Origin of the sequence: Fervidibacillus halotolerans (assembly GCF_026547205.1) — a bacterium.
In the GTDB taxonomy this organism is placed as follows: Bacteria; Bacillota; Bacilli; order Bacillales; family Caldibacillaceae; genus Fervidibacillus; species Fervidibacillus halotolerans.
On the sequence record NZ_CP106877.1, the window covers coordinates 920198 to 937219 of the forward strand.

Annotated in this window: 11 protein-coding genes and 2 pseudogenes; 9 read left to right on the top strand and 4 right to left on the bottom strand. The window is 36.1% G+C overall.

The window, feature by feature from the left end:
- The first annotated feature begins 11 nt into the window (after positions 1 to 11).
- Both OE105_RS04310 and OE105_RS04315 read left to right on the top strand, forming a co-directional pair.
- Entirely contained in the window at positions 12 to 923 is a 912-nt protein-coding gene (locus tag OE105_RS04310; protein ID WP_275421508.1) for an ABC transporter ATP-binding protein, read from the top strand.
- On the top strand, positions 923 to 2518 hold the full coding sequence (locus OE105_RS04315) for an ABC transporter permease (protein ID WP_275421509.1): 1596 nt from the start codon (positions 923 to 925) through the stop codon (positions 2516 to 2518). Before OE105_RS04310 ends, OE105_RS04315 begins: the two co-directional genes overlap by 1 nt.
- Positions 2519 to 2587: 69 nt before the next feature.
- Here the strand turns inward: OE105_RS04315 and OE105_RS04320 are convergent, their stop codons facing one another.
- The gene (locus OE105_RS04320) at positions 2588 to 3241 is read right to left on the bottom strand and encodes an HAD family hydrolase (protein WP_275421510.1); all 654 of its coding nucleotides are present in this window, start codon (positions 3239 to 3241) and stop codon (positions 2588 to 2590) included.
- A 794-nt stretch (positions 3242 to 4035) separates the two neighbouring features.
- Here OE105_RS04320 and OE105_RS04325 point away from each other — a divergent pair.
- Positions 4036 to 4947 carry a ketopantoate reductase family protein gene (locus OE105_RS04325; protein WP_275421511.1) on the top strand — a complete coding sequence of 304 codons (912 nt, stop codon included), beginning with the start codon at positions 4036 to 4038 and terminating at the stop codon, positions 4945 to 4947.
- Positions 4948 to 5171: 224 nt separating this feature from the next.
- Here the strand turns inward: OE105_RS04325 and OE105_RS04330 are convergent, their stop codons facing one another.
- On the bottom strand, positions 5172 to 6047 hold the full coding sequence (locus OE105_RS04330) for a DMT family transporter (protein ID WP_275421512.1): 876 nt from the start codon (positions 6045 to 6047) through the stop codon (positions 5172 to 5174).
- Positions 6048 to 6558: 511 nt separating this feature from the next.
- On the opposite strand from OE105_RS04330, the gene OE105_RS04335 reads away from it, so the two are divergent.
- Positions 6559 to 6834 (top strand): NAD(P)/FAD-dependent oxidoreductase, encoded by a 276-nt coding sequence (locus OE105_RS04335; protein WP_275422092.1) that lies wholly within the window; start codon positions 6559 to 6561, stop codon positions 6832 to 6834.
- Positions 6835 to 7260: 426 nt separating this feature from the next.
- A complete protein-coding gene (gene ybaK / locus OE105_RS04340) occupies positions 7261 to 7743 on the top strand; it encodes a Cys-tRNA(Pro) deacylase (RefSeq protein WP_275421513.1) in 483 nt (160 codons plus the stop codon).
- A 138-nt stretch (positions 7744 to 7881) separates the two neighbouring features.
- On the opposite strand, the pseudogene OE105_RS04345 reads toward ybaK, so the two are convergent.
- Positions 7882 to 8661 (bottom strand): annotated as a pseudogene (locus OE105_RS04345) (SLC13 family permease); the annotation flags it as partial.
- Positions 8662 to 9589: 928 nt separating this feature from the next.
- Here OE105_RS04345 and OE105_RS04350 point away from each other — a divergent pair.
- Positions 9590 to 9916 (top strand): nucleoside triphosphate pyrophosphohydrolase, encoded by a 327-nt coding sequence (locus OE105_RS04350; RefSeq protein WP_275421514.1) that lies wholly within the window; start codon positions 9590 to 9592, stop codon positions 9914 to 9916.
- A gap of 2 nt (positions 9917 to 9918) precedes the next feature.
- The gene (locus tag OE105_RS04355; protein ID WP_275421515.1) at positions 9919 to 12306 is read left to right on the top strand and encodes a DEAD/DEAH box helicase family protein; all 2388 of its coding nucleotides are present in this window, start codon (positions 9919 to 9921) and stop codon (positions 12304 to 12306) included.
- 595 nt (positions 12307 to 12901) lie between these two features.
- On the opposite strand, the gene OE105_RS04360 is transcribed toward OE105_RS04355, so the two are convergent.
- Complete coding sequence (locus tag OE105_RS04360; protein ID WP_275421517.1) at positions 12902 to 14251, bottom strand: IS1380 family transposase; 1350 nt, start codon at positions 14249 to 14251, stop codon at positions 12902 to 12904.
- A 317-nt stretch (positions 14252 to 14568) separates the two neighbouring features.
- Here OE105_RS04360 and OE105_RS04365 point away from each other — a divergent pair, with 317 nt between their 5' ends.
- Together OE105_RS04365 and OE105_RS04370 are read left to right on the top strand one after the other, a co-directional pair.
- Entirely contained in the window at positions 14569 to 15216 is a 648-nt protein-coding gene (locus OE105_RS04365; protein ID WP_275421518.1) for a hypothetical protein, read from the top strand.
- A 322-nt stretch (positions 15217 to 15538) separates the two neighbouring features.
- A pseudogene (locus tag OE105_RS04370) lies at positions 15539 to 16710 on the top strand (IS256 family transposase).
- The last annotated feature ends 312 nt before the right edge of the window (positions 16711 to 17022 follow it).

The window sequence follows — 17022 nt, forward strand, 5'->3', positions numbered from 1 at the left end:
GAGGGATTTGGATGAATGTAATTGAAGTTAGAGGAGTTACGAAAAAATTTGGTAATTTTACCGCACTGAATAACATTAATCTAACGGTAGGGGAGGGGGAAATATACGGTTTTATCGGACCAAACGGGGCAGGAAAATCGACGACGATCCGGATTCTCCTCGGCATGTTGAAGGCAACGGATGGAAAAGCAACGATTTTCGGAAAGGATGTATGGAAGGACGCTGTGGAGATTCATAAACGGATTTCGTACGTTCCAGGGGATGTGAATCTTTGGCCGACTTTAACCGGTGGGGAAGTGATCGACATATTATTGAAGTTAAGGGGGAACGGAAATTCGAATAAACGGGATGAATTACTGGAACGATTTGATTTGGATCCAACGAAAAAATGTCGTGCCTATTCGAAGGGGAACCGGCAAAAGGTAGCTCTCGTTGCCGCACTCGCTCAAGATGCCGATTTGTATATTTTCGATGAGCCGACAAGTGGCCTTGATCCTTTAATGGAACGGATTTTCCAAGAATACGTTCGGGAACTAAGTCAAGAAGGGAAGACGGTCTTTTTATCGAGTCATATTTTATCGGAAGTAGAAAAATTATGCGATAAAGTGGCAATTATCCGTCAAGGGGAAATTATCGAAGAAGGTACATTGAAGGAAATGCGGCATTTAACCCGGATGAATGTCATCGTACAGACGAAGGAGCCTATCGATGGTCTTAAAGAGATGGACGGAATTCATCATTTGGAAAAAAGGGATAAGGAATGGCATTTCCAAGTTGATGCTGATAAAATGGGCTCGGTCATCACGCATATTAGTGAATTCGGAATCATCCATTTAGAAAGTTTGCCACCGACGTTAGAAGATTTATTTATGGGCTTTTATGAAGGTTCGGTTCTTTCGGAAAACAAAAGGGGGAACCGGTAATGTTAATAAAGGGGACAGGACAATTAACGAAACTTTTATTTAGAAAAGATCGCGTAAAAATCATCGTATGGCTCACTATACTTCTAGCCGTTTCGTTGGCTGCTGCATTTGCATATCCGAACGTATATAAAACGGAACAAGATATTATGGCGTTTGGACTTACTGTGGAAAATCCTGCGATGGTTGCGATGATTGGTCCAGGGTACGATCTGGAAGACTATTCCACGGCTACGATGTTTGCTCATGAGATGTTACTTTTTACATCCATAGCAGTAATCGTGATGAATATTTTGTTTGTCGGCAGGGCAACGAGAGCTGATGAGGAAGAGGGGCAATTGGAACTTGTCCGTTCTTATCCCGTCGGTCGTCTGTCTTATTTAAGCGCAGCGGTCATTGAAGCGTTGATCGTCAACTTGATCCTGGCTTTTGTTATCGCCTTTGGACTTTTTCTATCTGGACTTGATGGAATGGATTTGGAAAGTACGATGTTATACGGGTCGATTTTAGGCAGTATCGGTTTTGCTTTTGCAGGGTTTACCGCGCTTTTTTCCCAATTGGCTGAAACATCGAGAGGAACGAATGTTTTTTCCTTCGGGTTTTTGTTAATCGCTTATTTTTTACGGGCAATCGGTGATATTGAGTCAGAAGTTTTATCGTTTCTTTCTCCTTTAGGATGGATTGTGCGAGCATATGTATTTACAGAAAATGCTTGGTGGCCTGTTTTCTTATCCTTCATTACAGCAATTTTAACGATTGGTCTTGCCTATTATTTGAATTCGATCCGTGACATGGGTACCGGTTTTCTTCCAGAAAGAAAGGGAAGGAAGCGGGCAAGCGGGTTTTTAAAAACGATGTTCGGGTTTTTACTTCGTCAACAAAGACTGAACATTTTCGCTTGGGCGTTCGGCATCTTTTTGCTCAGTGCTTCCTTCGGGTCAATTATGGGAGAATTGGAATCGTACTTTGCAGATGTGGACCTTATAAAAGCCTTTTTAGGTGAGTATCCGAATGAATCACTAACAAATCAATTTTTGTCCTTGCTCATTGGTATTATGGCATTGTTTAGTGTCATTCCAGCGATTATGTCCGTTTTAAAATTAAAGAGTGAAGAATTTCAAAACCGGACAGAATTTTTTTACTCCCGTGCAGTATCACGTCCGTTCTTATTTAGTCATTATTTTCTCTTTGGATTGATCGTTACAGTTGTCGTTCAAATGATGATTCCCTTAGGACTTTGGTCAACGGGATCTGTCTTAAAAGAGATGGGTGTTCCATTCAATGATCTGATGAAAGCTTCTTTAGCCTATATTCCAGCTCTTTGGATTTACGTTTCACTAACCGCTTTCATAATCGGTTGGTTTCCAAAATTATCGAACGTAGTCTGGATTTATTTTGGTTACTCCTTTATCGTTTTGTACTTAAAAGAATTATTGAAACTTCCAGATTGGTTAGTAAATATTTCGGTAGTGGAGCACGTTCCAAATTTCTTAACGGAAGACGGCAACCTTCTGCCATTATTCCTATTAATGGGCATTGCACTCCTCCTATATATTATAGGAATAGTAGGGTACAAACGAAGGGATATCGTTGGATAATAATAAATCGCCCCACCTGTGGATATTCTTTAAGGTGGGGTTTTGACCATATTAAGGAAAAGAGAAACATCAATTTTTAAGAAGTTCTGCCACCTGCCCTAAATGATCGAAAATTCGATAGGCCTTGTCTTTCATTTCATCGTTTGGTTCTATTAAATCGGGAATAATAATGCAACGGATGCCAGCATTTACGGCCGCTTGAAGTCCGTGGTACGAATCTTCCAAAACGAGGGCATGCTCCGGTTGAACGTTCGCTCGGTTTAACGCTTCTAAAAATATATCCGGACTAGGTTTTCCATGCTTTACCTCCGTCCCACTTATGTAAAAATCGAAGCGATCAAAAAGACCGGTCAATTTTATATTTCGTTCAATTACTTCCGGTCTACTAGAGGAAGCGATACATTTTTTAATATGTTTTTCATCAAGGGTGTCAAGTAAACGATCCACACCCGGCTTTACAGGGATTCCTTCTTCTTGAATGATCCGTTCCACTTCCCCTTGATACAAATCGAAAGCATTTAAAATGGCCGAGTTTTCCCCGTAAATCTCTTTTAATATTTCCTTTCCTTTTTCATCGGTCACTCCAACAACTTTTAAATATGTGTCGAAGGTGAAATCAAAGCCTAATTTTTTTGCCGTTCGTTGAAAAGCCCGAAAATGGATCCGTTCCGTATCGAACAGGAGACCATCCATATCAAAAATGGCAAGTTGTAAATGTTTCATATATGTATACTCCTTTTCATCATTTTATTCGTATTATAACATTTTTTCGCCCTTCATAGCTTTTTTGTGAAATATAAAACAATCTAATTATACGACATATCGATATCGCTCTAGCAAAAAAATACTTTTCTGTAATTTAAAAATTGAAAAGTGAGGTATGGGTTTACAAATTATCTGACCATTTTTTGAACAGATCGGATTAAAAAAAGAATTCATCCCTATATAAAAAAGTTATAAAGCGATGAAGGGGAAACCTTCGGGAATCGATTTCAACTGAAAAATAATTATACACGCTGACATATATAAAAGAGATCGTCTCGAAATAATTAGTGAATTGACAAAATACGAAATAATCCATAAAATGGGTGTGAATAAAAAAGTGTAATATGATTAAAAACTCGAACGGAATCGCCTATCACCCAACTTTTTAACATAAAACATGGTTAGTCATTATAGCGCTCTTTTTTAACGAATAATTGGTTGGATGTGGAAAACGGTTGGAAGAAAAATTTCAATGGCTGAAAATTGAGGGTTTGCGATAGATAGACACTATTTTCTCTCCGATTCGTATCTTATTTGAAAAAGAAGTACCAAAGTTTTGAAAGAATGGTCAAGGTTTGTACTTTTGATGACTGGGATATTTCTAATCTATTGATTCGTAACCATTTCCCGTTCACAAATTCCCCCTTTGAACGAGAAGTAAAATTTTCGATTTACAAAGGATAAAAGGATAGTATTAAAAGCATTTTTCCACCCATAACAAAGGATGAAAAAATAAAAATGGAGGGGTTCTTTTGAAGATTGTCATTCAAGGTGCCGGGGCACTCGGTGCGTATTTCGGAGGGAGACTCCAAGAGGCTGGTCAAGACGTTACCTTTCTCGTTCGAAAAGGAAGGGCTGAACAGCTTCGGCAACATGGACTTGCCATCAACAGCGTGAAAGGAAATTACAAAATCGAACCGTTACATTTCATTGAAAAGGCGGAAGAACTTGAAGAAGTCGACCTCGTTATTACCGCAGTAAAAGGGTATCATTTACAAGGTGCACTGGACGATTTGAAAACATTTGTAAAAAAAGGTGCAAAAGTATTACCGTTACTAAACGGTATGGAGCATTTCGACGTATTGCAACGAGCATTAGGAAAGGAAAACGTATTAGGTGGACTAGCTTTTATTATCGCTACATTAGACGAAAAGGGGCATGTGGTACATACCTCTGAACAACATCGAATCGTATTCGGTCCCCTTGATCCTTCCCAAAAGGAAATGGCCGAAGAGTTTCGGCGAATAATTGGAAAGGCCAATGTACAATCCGAATACTCCGATCAAATCAATCAAGCATTATGGGAAAAATACGTTTTTATTACCGCTTTTTCCGGAATCACAACCGCAAGCAACATGCCGATCGGTCCCGTCAGAAGTACGAAGGAAACCTTTTCGGTGTATAAAGATCTCGTCAAAGAGATGGCTGAACTTGCAAAGGCCTACGGGTATCCATTAACGGATGAAAAACAAAAGGGAATTATTCATACCGTCTTTCAATTACCCGAAGACAGTACCTCATCCATGCATCAAGACAAGCGAAAAGGGTTGCCATTAGAAGTGGAGCATCTCCAAGGCGGTGCTTTACGGATGGCTGAAAAAAAGGGTTGCAAACTTCCTGTATTAAAAACCATTTACGGTTTAATCAAGCTATTTGAAAAATAAGGGAGAGGGAGCGTTCGATAAAGAAGCGCTCCCTTTTTTCTACTCTCTTGGAAATGATGAAACCGTTAGATTATTTAGGAAAACAGAGGAATCGTATTTTCCAATTTTTTTATTGCAATAATCCGTAAACCTTTTTTAGATAAAATGTTAATTATAAAATAATAGGCTACATAATTCGGTAACTTAAGCAGAAACCTATGCATCACACTTTAAAAATATGTTAATTAATTAGATTTTACCGACTGGTTATGTTCTTCTTGCTTATTTTTTACATACATATAGCTGAGGGCACTGAAGATGATGATATACCCAAGGATACTAAATCCATCCGGTGCTTGTTGGAAGACGAATACGCTAATGATGGCCGCAAAAAGAACGGTTGAATAAAAGAAAATCGAAATTTCCTTTGCAGGGGCAAATTTATACGCAAGGGTAATACCAAATTGCCCGACCGTTGCAAAGGTTCCTGCTAAAAGTAAATAGACGAATTGCTTCAATGTCATCGGTTCATAAAAGGCGATTACAAAGGGAAGCAGAGTCACGGTTGAAAAAAAGGAAAAATAAAAGACAACCGTGTACGACTTTTCCTTATTCCCAAGTACCCGTAAAACGGTATAAGCCCCGGCTGCAAACACGGCAGAGAATAGTCCTAACAAATACGGAATCACTTCAATGGAAAACTGGGGCTTAATAATAAATAACGTGCCAATAAAAGCGATGACAATGGAAACAATTTGAAACTTCATCGGCTTTTCCTTTAAAAAAATCGCCGAAAAAATAATCGTAAAAAACGGACTTAATTTATTTAACATTTCCGCATCGGATAATACAAGGGCGTCGATGGCATAAAAATAAAAAACGATCCCCAATGTGCCGAGAAAGGAGCGGAGAAGTAAATATTTTTGATTTTCCCATTTTCCAAATAGTCGTTCCTTATAATGTAATACAAACCCGAAGGAAATAACCGCAGATACTGCATTTCGAAATAATGTTTTTTGAATAGAGGGCAAATCCCCCGATAATTTCACAAAAGCGGCCATCACGGAAAAACCGAAAGCCGAAATAAGTAATAGTAATATGCCTTTCCTTTTGTCGCTCATAAAACCCTCCTTATCTAATCGGAAAAACGGACGACTGTGAAAAAACGTCTACTTGTCGAATTTTATCAAAAATAAACGGCGATGTCATCCGTTGAGGATGGATGAAAAAGGCTTTTACATGAATGTTAAGATGAAACACATACGATATTTTATTGGGGAGAATGACTTGTTTGGAAAAAGGTTGACACGGGAAAAGGGAGTCGTTCCATGGAAGATTCTATCGGGAATGGGTATTTTACATATGAAGGGAAAATTTTGCAGGAACAAGGCAGGGACAAAATAAGATTTTCATCTATTCCACTATTCTATACACACAAAACGCACCCTCGAATAATCGTCTAAATGAAAATCCTCTTTTTCAAAACCAGTCATAATAACTTTTAATTTCTCTCATGATTAATTCATCTTTCAAAATCCCTTTATAGATTAAAATGATAAAGGATTTCTTCAATTGATAATTTAAAGTATCCATACGATTATCGGTATTCATCGGACAGCCCTGTTGGATCAAATGGATGAAGTAGGAATCAAATCTTACGTTCAAACGAATTGTAATAAAATTACTGACGATGGTGTTGAAATTAAGCTTCCTAATGGAAAGGAAAAATATTTATCGGCTGATATGGTCGTTTATGCGGTAGGGTTAACGAGTAATAAAGAAGAAATTGAGAAATTAAAAAATGCCATTCCTGATATACCTACCTTTGTGATTGGCGATTGCAAACGTCCCGCAAAAGTAGGTGAAGCGATTCAAGAAGGCTATATGGCAGCAATGTCAATTGTTTAGCAGGGAAAAATCCATAATGATAAAAATTAGGAAAAATTCGATAAGTTTTTCCAGTTCTTTTCTTCAATAAAAAATTTTTTAAAGACAAGTGGACGTTTGATTACCACTTGTCATTTTTATTGTTTGGCCTCTACAAGGATGTGAAGGGTTTCCGTATGGTAAAATAGTTCATGTATTATATACTTGGTAGAGAAGTAAAGACGATGTAAAGGGAAGCAATAATCATTCTATTAACCATCCGAAACCGTATAGTATGATGCTTTATTTAAAGGGAAGGATTTTTTTAGAAAAGAAAATGGGGAAAACATTTATTTAGAAATTTTCTATGTTTAATTTATATGCATATAAACGGAAAGGAAATCAATGAATCATTTTTGTCGTATTATAATTAAATTGTAAAAAACATTCATCATCGGAGGCAAAAGGATGGGAAAAGTAAAGAAAACGAACGCGATGCGAATGTTAGATCAGGCAAAAATCGAATACAACGTCTATACATATGAAAGTACGGATTATCAGATCGATGGGATTTCCGTAGCAAAAAAGATCGGTAAAGATGGAAACGTCGTTTTTAAAACATTAGTTGCTCAAGGTGAATCAAAGGAAATATACGTCTTTGTCATTCCGGTTAATCATGAATTACATTTGAAACTTGCAGCGAAGGCAGCTGGAGAAAAGAATATCCACTTAATTCCCGCAAAAGACTTGAAAAAGTGGACCGGTTACATTCGGGGCGGTTGTTCACCCATCGGTATGAAAAAACCGTATAAAACGTATATCGACGAAAGTGCCAATAATTTAGATAAAATAATTGTAAGTGCAGGAAAGATCGGAATGCAGATTGAATTATCGTTGGAAGATTTACTGAAAATGACCGATGGTACCGTTACAAAACTCATTCAATCCTAACCGATTTCTTGAGGCATGAATGGAATGATGAAGATTAGGAGAAAAAATCTTTAAAAATAAAAGAGTTTTGAAATGGAAGCAATTTTAAAAGCGTTTTACAAAAATAAAAAGAGAAAGTGTCCAATCATTTCATAATAGCTCCGGTTTTATTAAACGTGTCATAACAAAAAATAGGACAAATGACATAATGATCGACCAAGGTGCAGCATAGATCAACTAGGAACTCCAAGGAACATCTACGTGAAATTCCTTTTCAATAAAACCGATTGCGACCATGTTTTGAGCAGCCGCCGTTTTAATTCCAATATTCCAAATGGAGACAGCTTGCACGGATGTTAATACTAAAAGGGCACCGAGTTTGCTGTTATTTGGCAGACCAAAAGCAGCGACCATCCCTAATAAAATGGGAATGACTGCCCCGGCCCTAGCTGTAGCACTTGGCACAAAGAAGGCTAAAATTAAAGAAACAAGAATTGCACCAAATACTAAATTTTTCGTTTTTACACCGACTTTGGAAAGAATCCATAAAGCTAGCCGCTTATGTAAATTCGTATCCTTAATGGCGGCAGCGAGAAATAAGGCAGCAGCAACAAGACCGACAGCCGTACTGCTGAAACCACTTAATGCCATTTTCAGTGCATTTTTTGTTCCAAATAGTTCGGTCGGATCCGTTAAATCAGGGGATAGACCGATAAGTATGGCAATCAAACTCATAATCATAAAAGCGCTTACTTGATAGGAGACTGCTTCCGTCACCCACAGGATCAACGCAAAGGCTAAAATGGCTAACGCCCGCTGTCCTGCCACAGGAAGATCTGAGGAATTTGGTAAAAGCACAATCGTGATTAAGGCGATAAAAGCAATTGCAACCCATACCCATTGAAATACTGAATTCTTCTTTTGTTGTACTTCTCCCAATGGTAACCCACTCCCTTTTTGTAAATTGAATGCAATAATAGAAAATAATTCCTATATACATTGTAACAAAAAGGAAAATAAAACATTATATTAATATAAGAAGTTCAGAAACTTGTAATAAATTCCGAAACATTGTAAAAAAAAAACGGAAATAGGCTTTGCCTTTGCGGGAAAAAGGGGTTAATAATCCGTTGAATCGTAAGGAAATTATGAAAAACAAATTTATATTTTTAAAATTTCACTGAATTTTTCGAGTAAAACTTTTCAATTTTATGAAATGTTGGCAATGAACAAATTTATTTTTCACAACTCCATTTGAAACCGATCTCAATTAGGAGAAAGAGGGGGGGCTTTTTTTGGTCCATTTAAACATTATGTTGTTGTAAAATTTCTACTTTCTAGTTATTGGATGGGTTACAGGGTTCATTATGACGGTAAAGAACCTTATAATCAATTAGCTGATACATGAGTTCGATCCCATCTAATGTATGTAAAGGAAAGAAAAACGGGTGACTCATTATAACAAACTCGTTTGAATACTGGAAATAATCGAACACCGGGGAAAACAATGTAGGACAAAACGTTCAGATAAAAGGAAGTACGATTCCCACTAGGGGATAGAATATTCAACTCTCTAGCGGGGAAAAGATGAATTCATTTTATGTCTAATAACACACAATCTGTATACTCTACAGAAGCATATACAAAATTCTTGACAGTACCCATATTTATTTCGTTAAAATTAAACACAGAGTGGAAAATTTTAAATTTTACTTATATTGGTTTTACCGTTTTTTATATTTCAGTAAGTAACGATATAGAAAGTTTATTAATATTTTTAGCAAATTTAAAGTTTTTTCCACTTTTATTACAAGCAATCATTTACAATAATAATAGTAGATAAATAAATAGTAATGGAGTGAATATTATGCCAGTTTATAACAAATTGATCCGTGATCGTATATTAGAAATTCTAGATAAAGAAGGGCTTTCTTATAATTATCGAATACTTGAAAATAATGAGCACTTAAAGGAAATTAAAAAGAAATTATACGAAGAAGTAAAAGAATTTGATGAAGCTACAAATGAACACGATGCATTAGAAGAACTTGCGGATGTGTTAGAACTTATTCACGCCTCATTAAAGGTTTATAATAAATCATTTGATGAATTAGAAGTTATTCGTGTGAAAAAGAAAAATAATCGGGGAGGATTTGATAAAGGTCTTTATTTAATTGATGTAGAGGATAGATAAATATGAAATTAATTACTGCAAATTTGATAAATGAATTAACTCATTTAACCGAAGATGCAATACATATTTGCTGGATTACCGCCTTCGCAATGAAATCTGGTGTTTCATTAATTCTTCCTACTTTAAAAAAGGCACATGATCGAGGATGTGAAATACAACTCTTAGTTGGTGATTATCTTTATATAACACAGCCGGAAGCTCTTAAAATACTATTGGAAAATTTACCGAATGCTGAAATTAGAATGTATCGATCCTACGGTAAATCATTTCATCCAAAGGCTTATCTATTCCGACATCAAACTTCTCAACATGTTATTGTTGGTTCATCAAATTTATCTCAATCCGCCTTGACTAGCGGTGTTGAGTGGAATTTATATACGGTGAATTTAGAAACATTTGAAAAATCTGTTGAAGAATTTCATAGACTTTTTTATAGCATACATACCATACCTATCAATAAAGAGACATTAAAAGAATATGAAATTTCATTTTCTGAAGCTAACAAGATTACACCTCTGTCAACAAAATGGGATGATTATGAGTCTACTAAATTAATGTATGGAGTTGAACAAAGTTCTCCAGTTGTAACGGAAGAAACTGATTCATACGATATTATTGTACCTAGACCTGCTCAAAAACTTGCATTAGATGCACTTGATGAAACAATTGAACAAGGTTATGACAAGGCGTTAACCGTACTAGCAACTGGTTTAGGGAAAACGTATTTAGCAGCTTTTTTTGCTAAAAGATTCAATAGAATACTATTTATTGCTCATCGGGATGAAATTTTACAACAGGCCAAAAAAGCATTTAAACAAATTCATCCAAATAAATCCCATGGTTATTTTAACGCAAAAGAAAAAGATATAAAAAGTGAGTTTATATTTGCTTCAATATTTACGATTTCACAAAAATATCATTTAAATAAATTTCAAAAAGATGATTTTGATTTAATCGTCATTGATGAATTTCATCATGCTGTTGCCAAGACATACAGCCGAGTCATCGATTATTTTACACCAAAGTTTTTACTCGGAATAACTGCTACCCCTGATAGACTTGATAATCAAGATGTCTATAGTATTTGTGATGGAAATGTAGCCATACAAATTCATTTTCTTGATGCAATTGCAAGAAAATGGCTATCTCCATTTCATTATTATGGAATAAAAGATGAAATAGATTATTCACAAATTAAATGGTTAGGGAATCATTATGATGAAGAGGAATTACTAAAAGAACAATTACAAAATAGAGTAGTTGAAAAGGTTTTTAATGAATGGATAAAATATAAACAAACTAAAACGTTAGCTTTTTGTTCTTCAGTAAAACAGGCAAAGTATTTATGTAATTACTTTAAAAATAAAAATATTAAAGCAGAAGTATTAACTGGGCAAAATTCACATTTAGAACGGAAAAATATACGGGAAAAGTTTACGAATGGAGAAATTGAGATTATTTTTACAGTAGATTTATTTAATGAAGGTGTAGATATTCCTACAGTGGATACGTTGTTGTTTATACGTCCAACGGAATCAATATCCATTTTTACCCAACAAATTGGTCGTGGATTAAGAATAGCAGAAGGTAAAACCCATTGTGTAATTATTGATTTTATAGGAAATTATCGAAATGTAGATCGTAAACTACGTGTTTTTAAACCAACCTTAAAGCCTAACGAACCATTAAGGATAAGAACAGTAGAGAACATTCCTATGACAGATTGTACACTGAACTTTGATTTAGAAGCTATTAATTTATTAGAGGAAATGGTTAAGAGAAATCGCACTTATCGGCAACAAATTATTGATGCTTACTTTAATTTGAAATTAGAATTGGGACGTCGGCCTACTTATTTAGAAATGTATTTAAAAAGTAATGTATACGAGTTAAATTTATCACGGGAATTTGGTTCTTACATTGGTATGCTGTATGAAGCAGACGAGCTTTCTGATAGTGAAATAAATGTTTTTAATAGATTTAAAGATTTGCTCCACGAGATTGAAAAAACTGCTATGTCTAAAAGTTATAAAATGGTTGTGCTTAAATCGATGCTAGAAAGAGGAAAGCAATCATGGTATAAAGCAATTACTGCAGAAAAAGTAGCTCCTTTTTTTCAAAAATATTTATCTGTTAAGAAAAGAAACAGTATTGATCCTGTGGATCCAGATATAAAAAAGGTTATTTCTTTAATAGAGAGAATGCCAATGAAAAAATGGGCAAATAGTAGTAAAGGGTTTGTAACTTTTGAAAATAAGCAATTTCAATTTGAAATTGAAGTACCTTCCTCTATGGAGGAAACATTGTTTCAATGGGTAAATGAAATTTGTGAATATAGACTTCATCGCTATTTTGAACGGAAGGCAAAAAAATTAAAAAATAAAAATTAACGATTTAATGTTTAGCATCAGTAGCATTGCATAAGCAGTTTTATTGGTCAGTCAAACAACCAAAAAATATCAACGTATTTATCACATAATTTCATTCGTCCCTTTGACGTTCGATCCTAGATATGGAATTGAGACTGAATAAACTTCCTTCGTTTCTTAAATAATCAATTACACACCCGATAAATTTACCATCGGGAAGATCTGTTTTGGTGATTCCTTGCTCTAGTATGTTTTGACATACTTATTTGGCGGTGTTGCCGATTTTAGCAATAAATTTGAAGTCTTCTGAATGTTTGGTTCTCTTTATGATGTCAGCCTCCTGGGTACATTAAGCAGTAAAATTAAAATTATTCTTATTGTCCAAGTTCATTTTGGGGCTAATAAGGTAATGGTAATTCTTTACAAATTAACTTTACCCTGAATCCGTGACATGATGGTTATCTTTATTCATTTTAATGGATTTTTTTATATGTAGTGTTGCTGTTTTAATTTCTCATAAAGAACAATCATTTACTGAGTTTACGGGAACGACAAATAAACCTGCTGTTTTGTAATTTTTGGCAGGTTTAGTGTTTGGGTATTCTGTTCATCTCGTCTATCTATTTGAAAAAGATATGTATATTCGCTTGAAAGTAGGAAACCATGGGCTGTTGTTTCCAAATTTCAAATACCACCTTCGCGCGTGACAAACCATTTTCGATGCGAGCGTGATAAGGTTTTGAATAACGGTTTTCACTCTTCGACGAAAGACCTTCTTTTTGACGGGTGCATCATGAGACTTTAAGCTTTCTTGCCCAATGAGCCGAAGAAGATTATAAGTAAAACAACCAAGGTGCAAGATCAAGTCATTGGTCGAAAACTTTCCAGACGGTAACCGTTCTAAATCTAGGTCTGTTTTTAATTCACTATGAAATTGTTCACATGTTCCATGTGCATGATAGAGATCGATGACTTCCTCTGGCTCAAGGTCTAAGGTTGTCCAGTAACTCTCGAATTCAATATCAGGCACTAACAGGATTTGGCCGTTTTTATCAATCGTTTGCTCCACAACTTTATATACTTGCCGAAGGGACTTCTTCATCCCTTTGGGTGTGACGGAGATAGAGCCATAAAAGATCCGTTTCCCATCACGTGCAGAGACTTGCTTCCCTCTTTGCTCGGCAATCGCTAGCCATGTTTCCAGTTTTTCACGTCGCGGATTCCGTTTAATAATGAGATGGACGTTTTCTTTTTCACACACTTTTAAGTTGTCGATGCTATCATTTCCCCCATCCATACGAACAAGCAATGGATTGTTTGTCAGCCTTTTCGAATAGTGAATCGCTTCTTGAAGGAAAGTATCGGTATTGTTTTGAACATGTGTTTTTCCTTCTCGCAATTCAACATTGACGACATACCCTTCTTGACCAAGATACGCGAAGTTTGGAGCGTATCCATCACATCCTTTGTACGTTCGACTCACTCCTTCTTTCTTCGTGTTGGAGTTATCAAACGGGGAAACATCGATATCAAGTGGAACATACTTGGTTTTCTTATCTTTCAGGATTATTGGCGTAACAGGGGAATCAAACTGCTGAAGCAACAAGACGGATTCTTCTAAGATAATGGACTTCCATCCTCCTACTTTCGCCGTTTGATCTAAGCGTTGTCGCAAAGTAGCACTGGATGGAACAGATTGTACGCCTAGTGCGCGACAGAAGAATGGGTCATCTCGAAACGGTTCGATATCTTCAAAGTCATTTTTACTTTGAGATAGGATACCGATATAGGACGTCATCACATCCCCAGTAGATATGGAAGGGAATGACTTTATGTTAGGCACTTTTAAGTTTGAAAAGCGCTTGGACAACTTGGTTTTTGATAAAAGTAAACCAATTAAACCTAACCCGGAATGAGTGGATAATGTTTCATCGGAGTCTTCTAAAATAAATTTTACCATTGTCATTATGCACCTACCTGGTGAAGTGATTTTATTGATCCAAAAGGATGCATATCCCTATTATATCAAGGTTTGTCGCTGTGAATATCTATTTTTTTATCACGGATTCAGATTTACTAAACGTGGGGTGTTTTTTGTGTTTTTATCTCAATTCAAGAACTAAACTTCAACTAGTGTGAACTCTACAGGGAATAGTATTTAACCATTTTTCAAGGTGCGAAAGTTGATTTAATTATCTTATAAAAGTTTTAACAAGCGTGGGTTTTCTCCAACATTCATTACATTATATAGTGGAAAATTTCAAGAAAGGATGTTTGGAGAAAATGAAAACGAATGAAAGAATGACAATTATTCCTACCGAAGGACTTGTAGAAGGAAAAGACTTTGAAATTGTTTCCTATTTTGTAGTAGACAATTCAAATCGATTCCATACGATTGAATCCTATTTCCAAATAGACCAGCTGGAATTAATCAATCGGTATCCGAATCCGAAAGAATTTTTTCATGTTTTCCAGATTCATGCACGATTTAATCGGAAACTAGAGGATTTGGAACTCATTCAAAAGACACCAATGTTCAAAAGGCCGGTTTATTTTTATAGGTTTAATGATTTACCGATGGACTTAGAATTATTAATATCCCTAGGATTTGGTCTCGTTCGGATACACACCGGTGATAGTTGGGGTGAGTTGCTCTTATATGATATCGGTTTTTTTAAAAACCTTCTCTATGAAGACGGTGAGGAATGGGACAATCCTTTAATTGGTGATACTGCATTACGTATCGCCTTTTATTTGTCCCTCATGGATCCAAAATTTGATGACCGGGATTTAGAAATATTGATGAATATGAGTGAAGACTTGGTGAAAAACCTTTGCATGTGTAATGGAGATAAAATCGTTCAGCAGTTAAAGGAAACATTTGCAAAGAAAAAGGGTGGGAACAATGTACTTCCCTTCCCGAGGTATTAATAATTCGTTAGTAACAAATAAAAACAATAAGGAGATGAACAAATTGAACAATATCAATCATTTTGTAAAAAATATCATTCCCGCAGGCAATCTTAAGAAAGGATACGATTTTAAATTCGTATCTTTTTTTGTTTTTGATATGGATCATTTGGAGTTTCAGACGGTTGATCAATATCATCACTTTTCAACGAAAGAAATGATTGAGAAAGGTAGTACTGAAAGGACACTAATGGATAACATTCTTCAATATTTGAATGAAAAAGGAAGACCCTTTCTGTAGAATAAAGTTAGCCAACCAACTCACAGAAAAGAGGTCTTCCATATGAATCATCTTTCTACAGATTTAGTCGAAGCAATAGCACAAAAACAAGATATCGAAGAAGTTTTTCGTCATAATTTGGGAACAGCGATCAATCAACTGTTGAAACATGAATTAACCGTCTTTTTAGACTATGAGCCTTTCGATCGGGAAGGTTTTCATTCCGGCAATTCCCGTAATGGCTACTACGATCGTACCTTGTAAACTGCATACGCAGAACTACATCTTCGCATTCCTAGAGACCGTAATGGCTAGTTCTAGCAACAAACAATAGCTCCTTATAAGCGTTCCAATGATACGCTGGAACAGTTTGTCATTCACCTTTATGACAAAGGGATTACGACAAATGAAACCGCTCATCTCATCGAGCGGATGTATGGACACCACTATTCCAAACAAACGGTTTCGAACTTGACGCAACTTGTTTCTAAAGACGTTAAGGCCTTCCATGAACGAAAGCTCGAAGAAGGCTATGTGTGCATTTATCTGGATGCCACTCATATTCCGATTCGACATCAAACGGTTGAAATGAAGCTTTCTACATCGCTATCGGTATTACGGAAGAAGGAAGCAAAGAAGTATTAGACTTTACCATTGCACCAACAGAGTCTTATCATGTATGAGAAGAACTCATCCAAGGCCTACGTGAACGAGGAGATGAAAACGTTCTTCTCTTCATTTCCGATGGAATCTCAGGGATGACAGATAGCGTTCACCATGTCTATCAAAAGGTGAAACATCAAGTGTGCTGTGTACATGTCGCTCGAAACATTTCCAGTAAAGTACGTGTAAAAGATCGCGCAGCCATTTTGATGATTTCAAGGCTGAAAGACCATAAAGAAGCTTTAGAAGCTTGAAACAAATGCAAAGCAAGTGGGAAAAGTCTTATCCACGTGTCATTGAATCAGTGATGAACAATAAACAGATTCTAATATTTCATGATTTCCCACCTTCCATACGTCGCAGTATCTACTCAACAAATTTAATCGAAGCTTTTAACAAAGAAATCAAACATATGTCAAACGCAAAGAACAATTCCCGAATGAAGAATCGTTAGAACGCTTTCTCGTGACACGGTTTCTAGACTATAATCACAAATTTGGCATGCGTTGTCATCAGGGGTTGAAAAGGCGAAATCAGAATTGATACAGATGTTTGAAGCACTAGAAGATTAAGCTTTAGCATCAGTCCGCCATCCTTGACCTTGTTTGTGGTCGTGGTAGTGTGTACGTTGGCGGATGGGAAAAATAAAGCCCTGTGCAGGGACTTAATCCGCACACCTAGCGTACCACGACCGATCTTTTCTAAGTTCTAGCTGTCAGGGTCCCTGAACCCAACCAGCAAAACAGCTACCGCTGTGGCTGTGTGTTTCACCTAAAATAGAAGCTTTACCAATTAAAATGAGCAGGCTAATCCATCTACTGGAATTGGATCATTTACACAAAATTATTGATACACCCCAAAAAAAGTGTAAAAATCTTTTATTG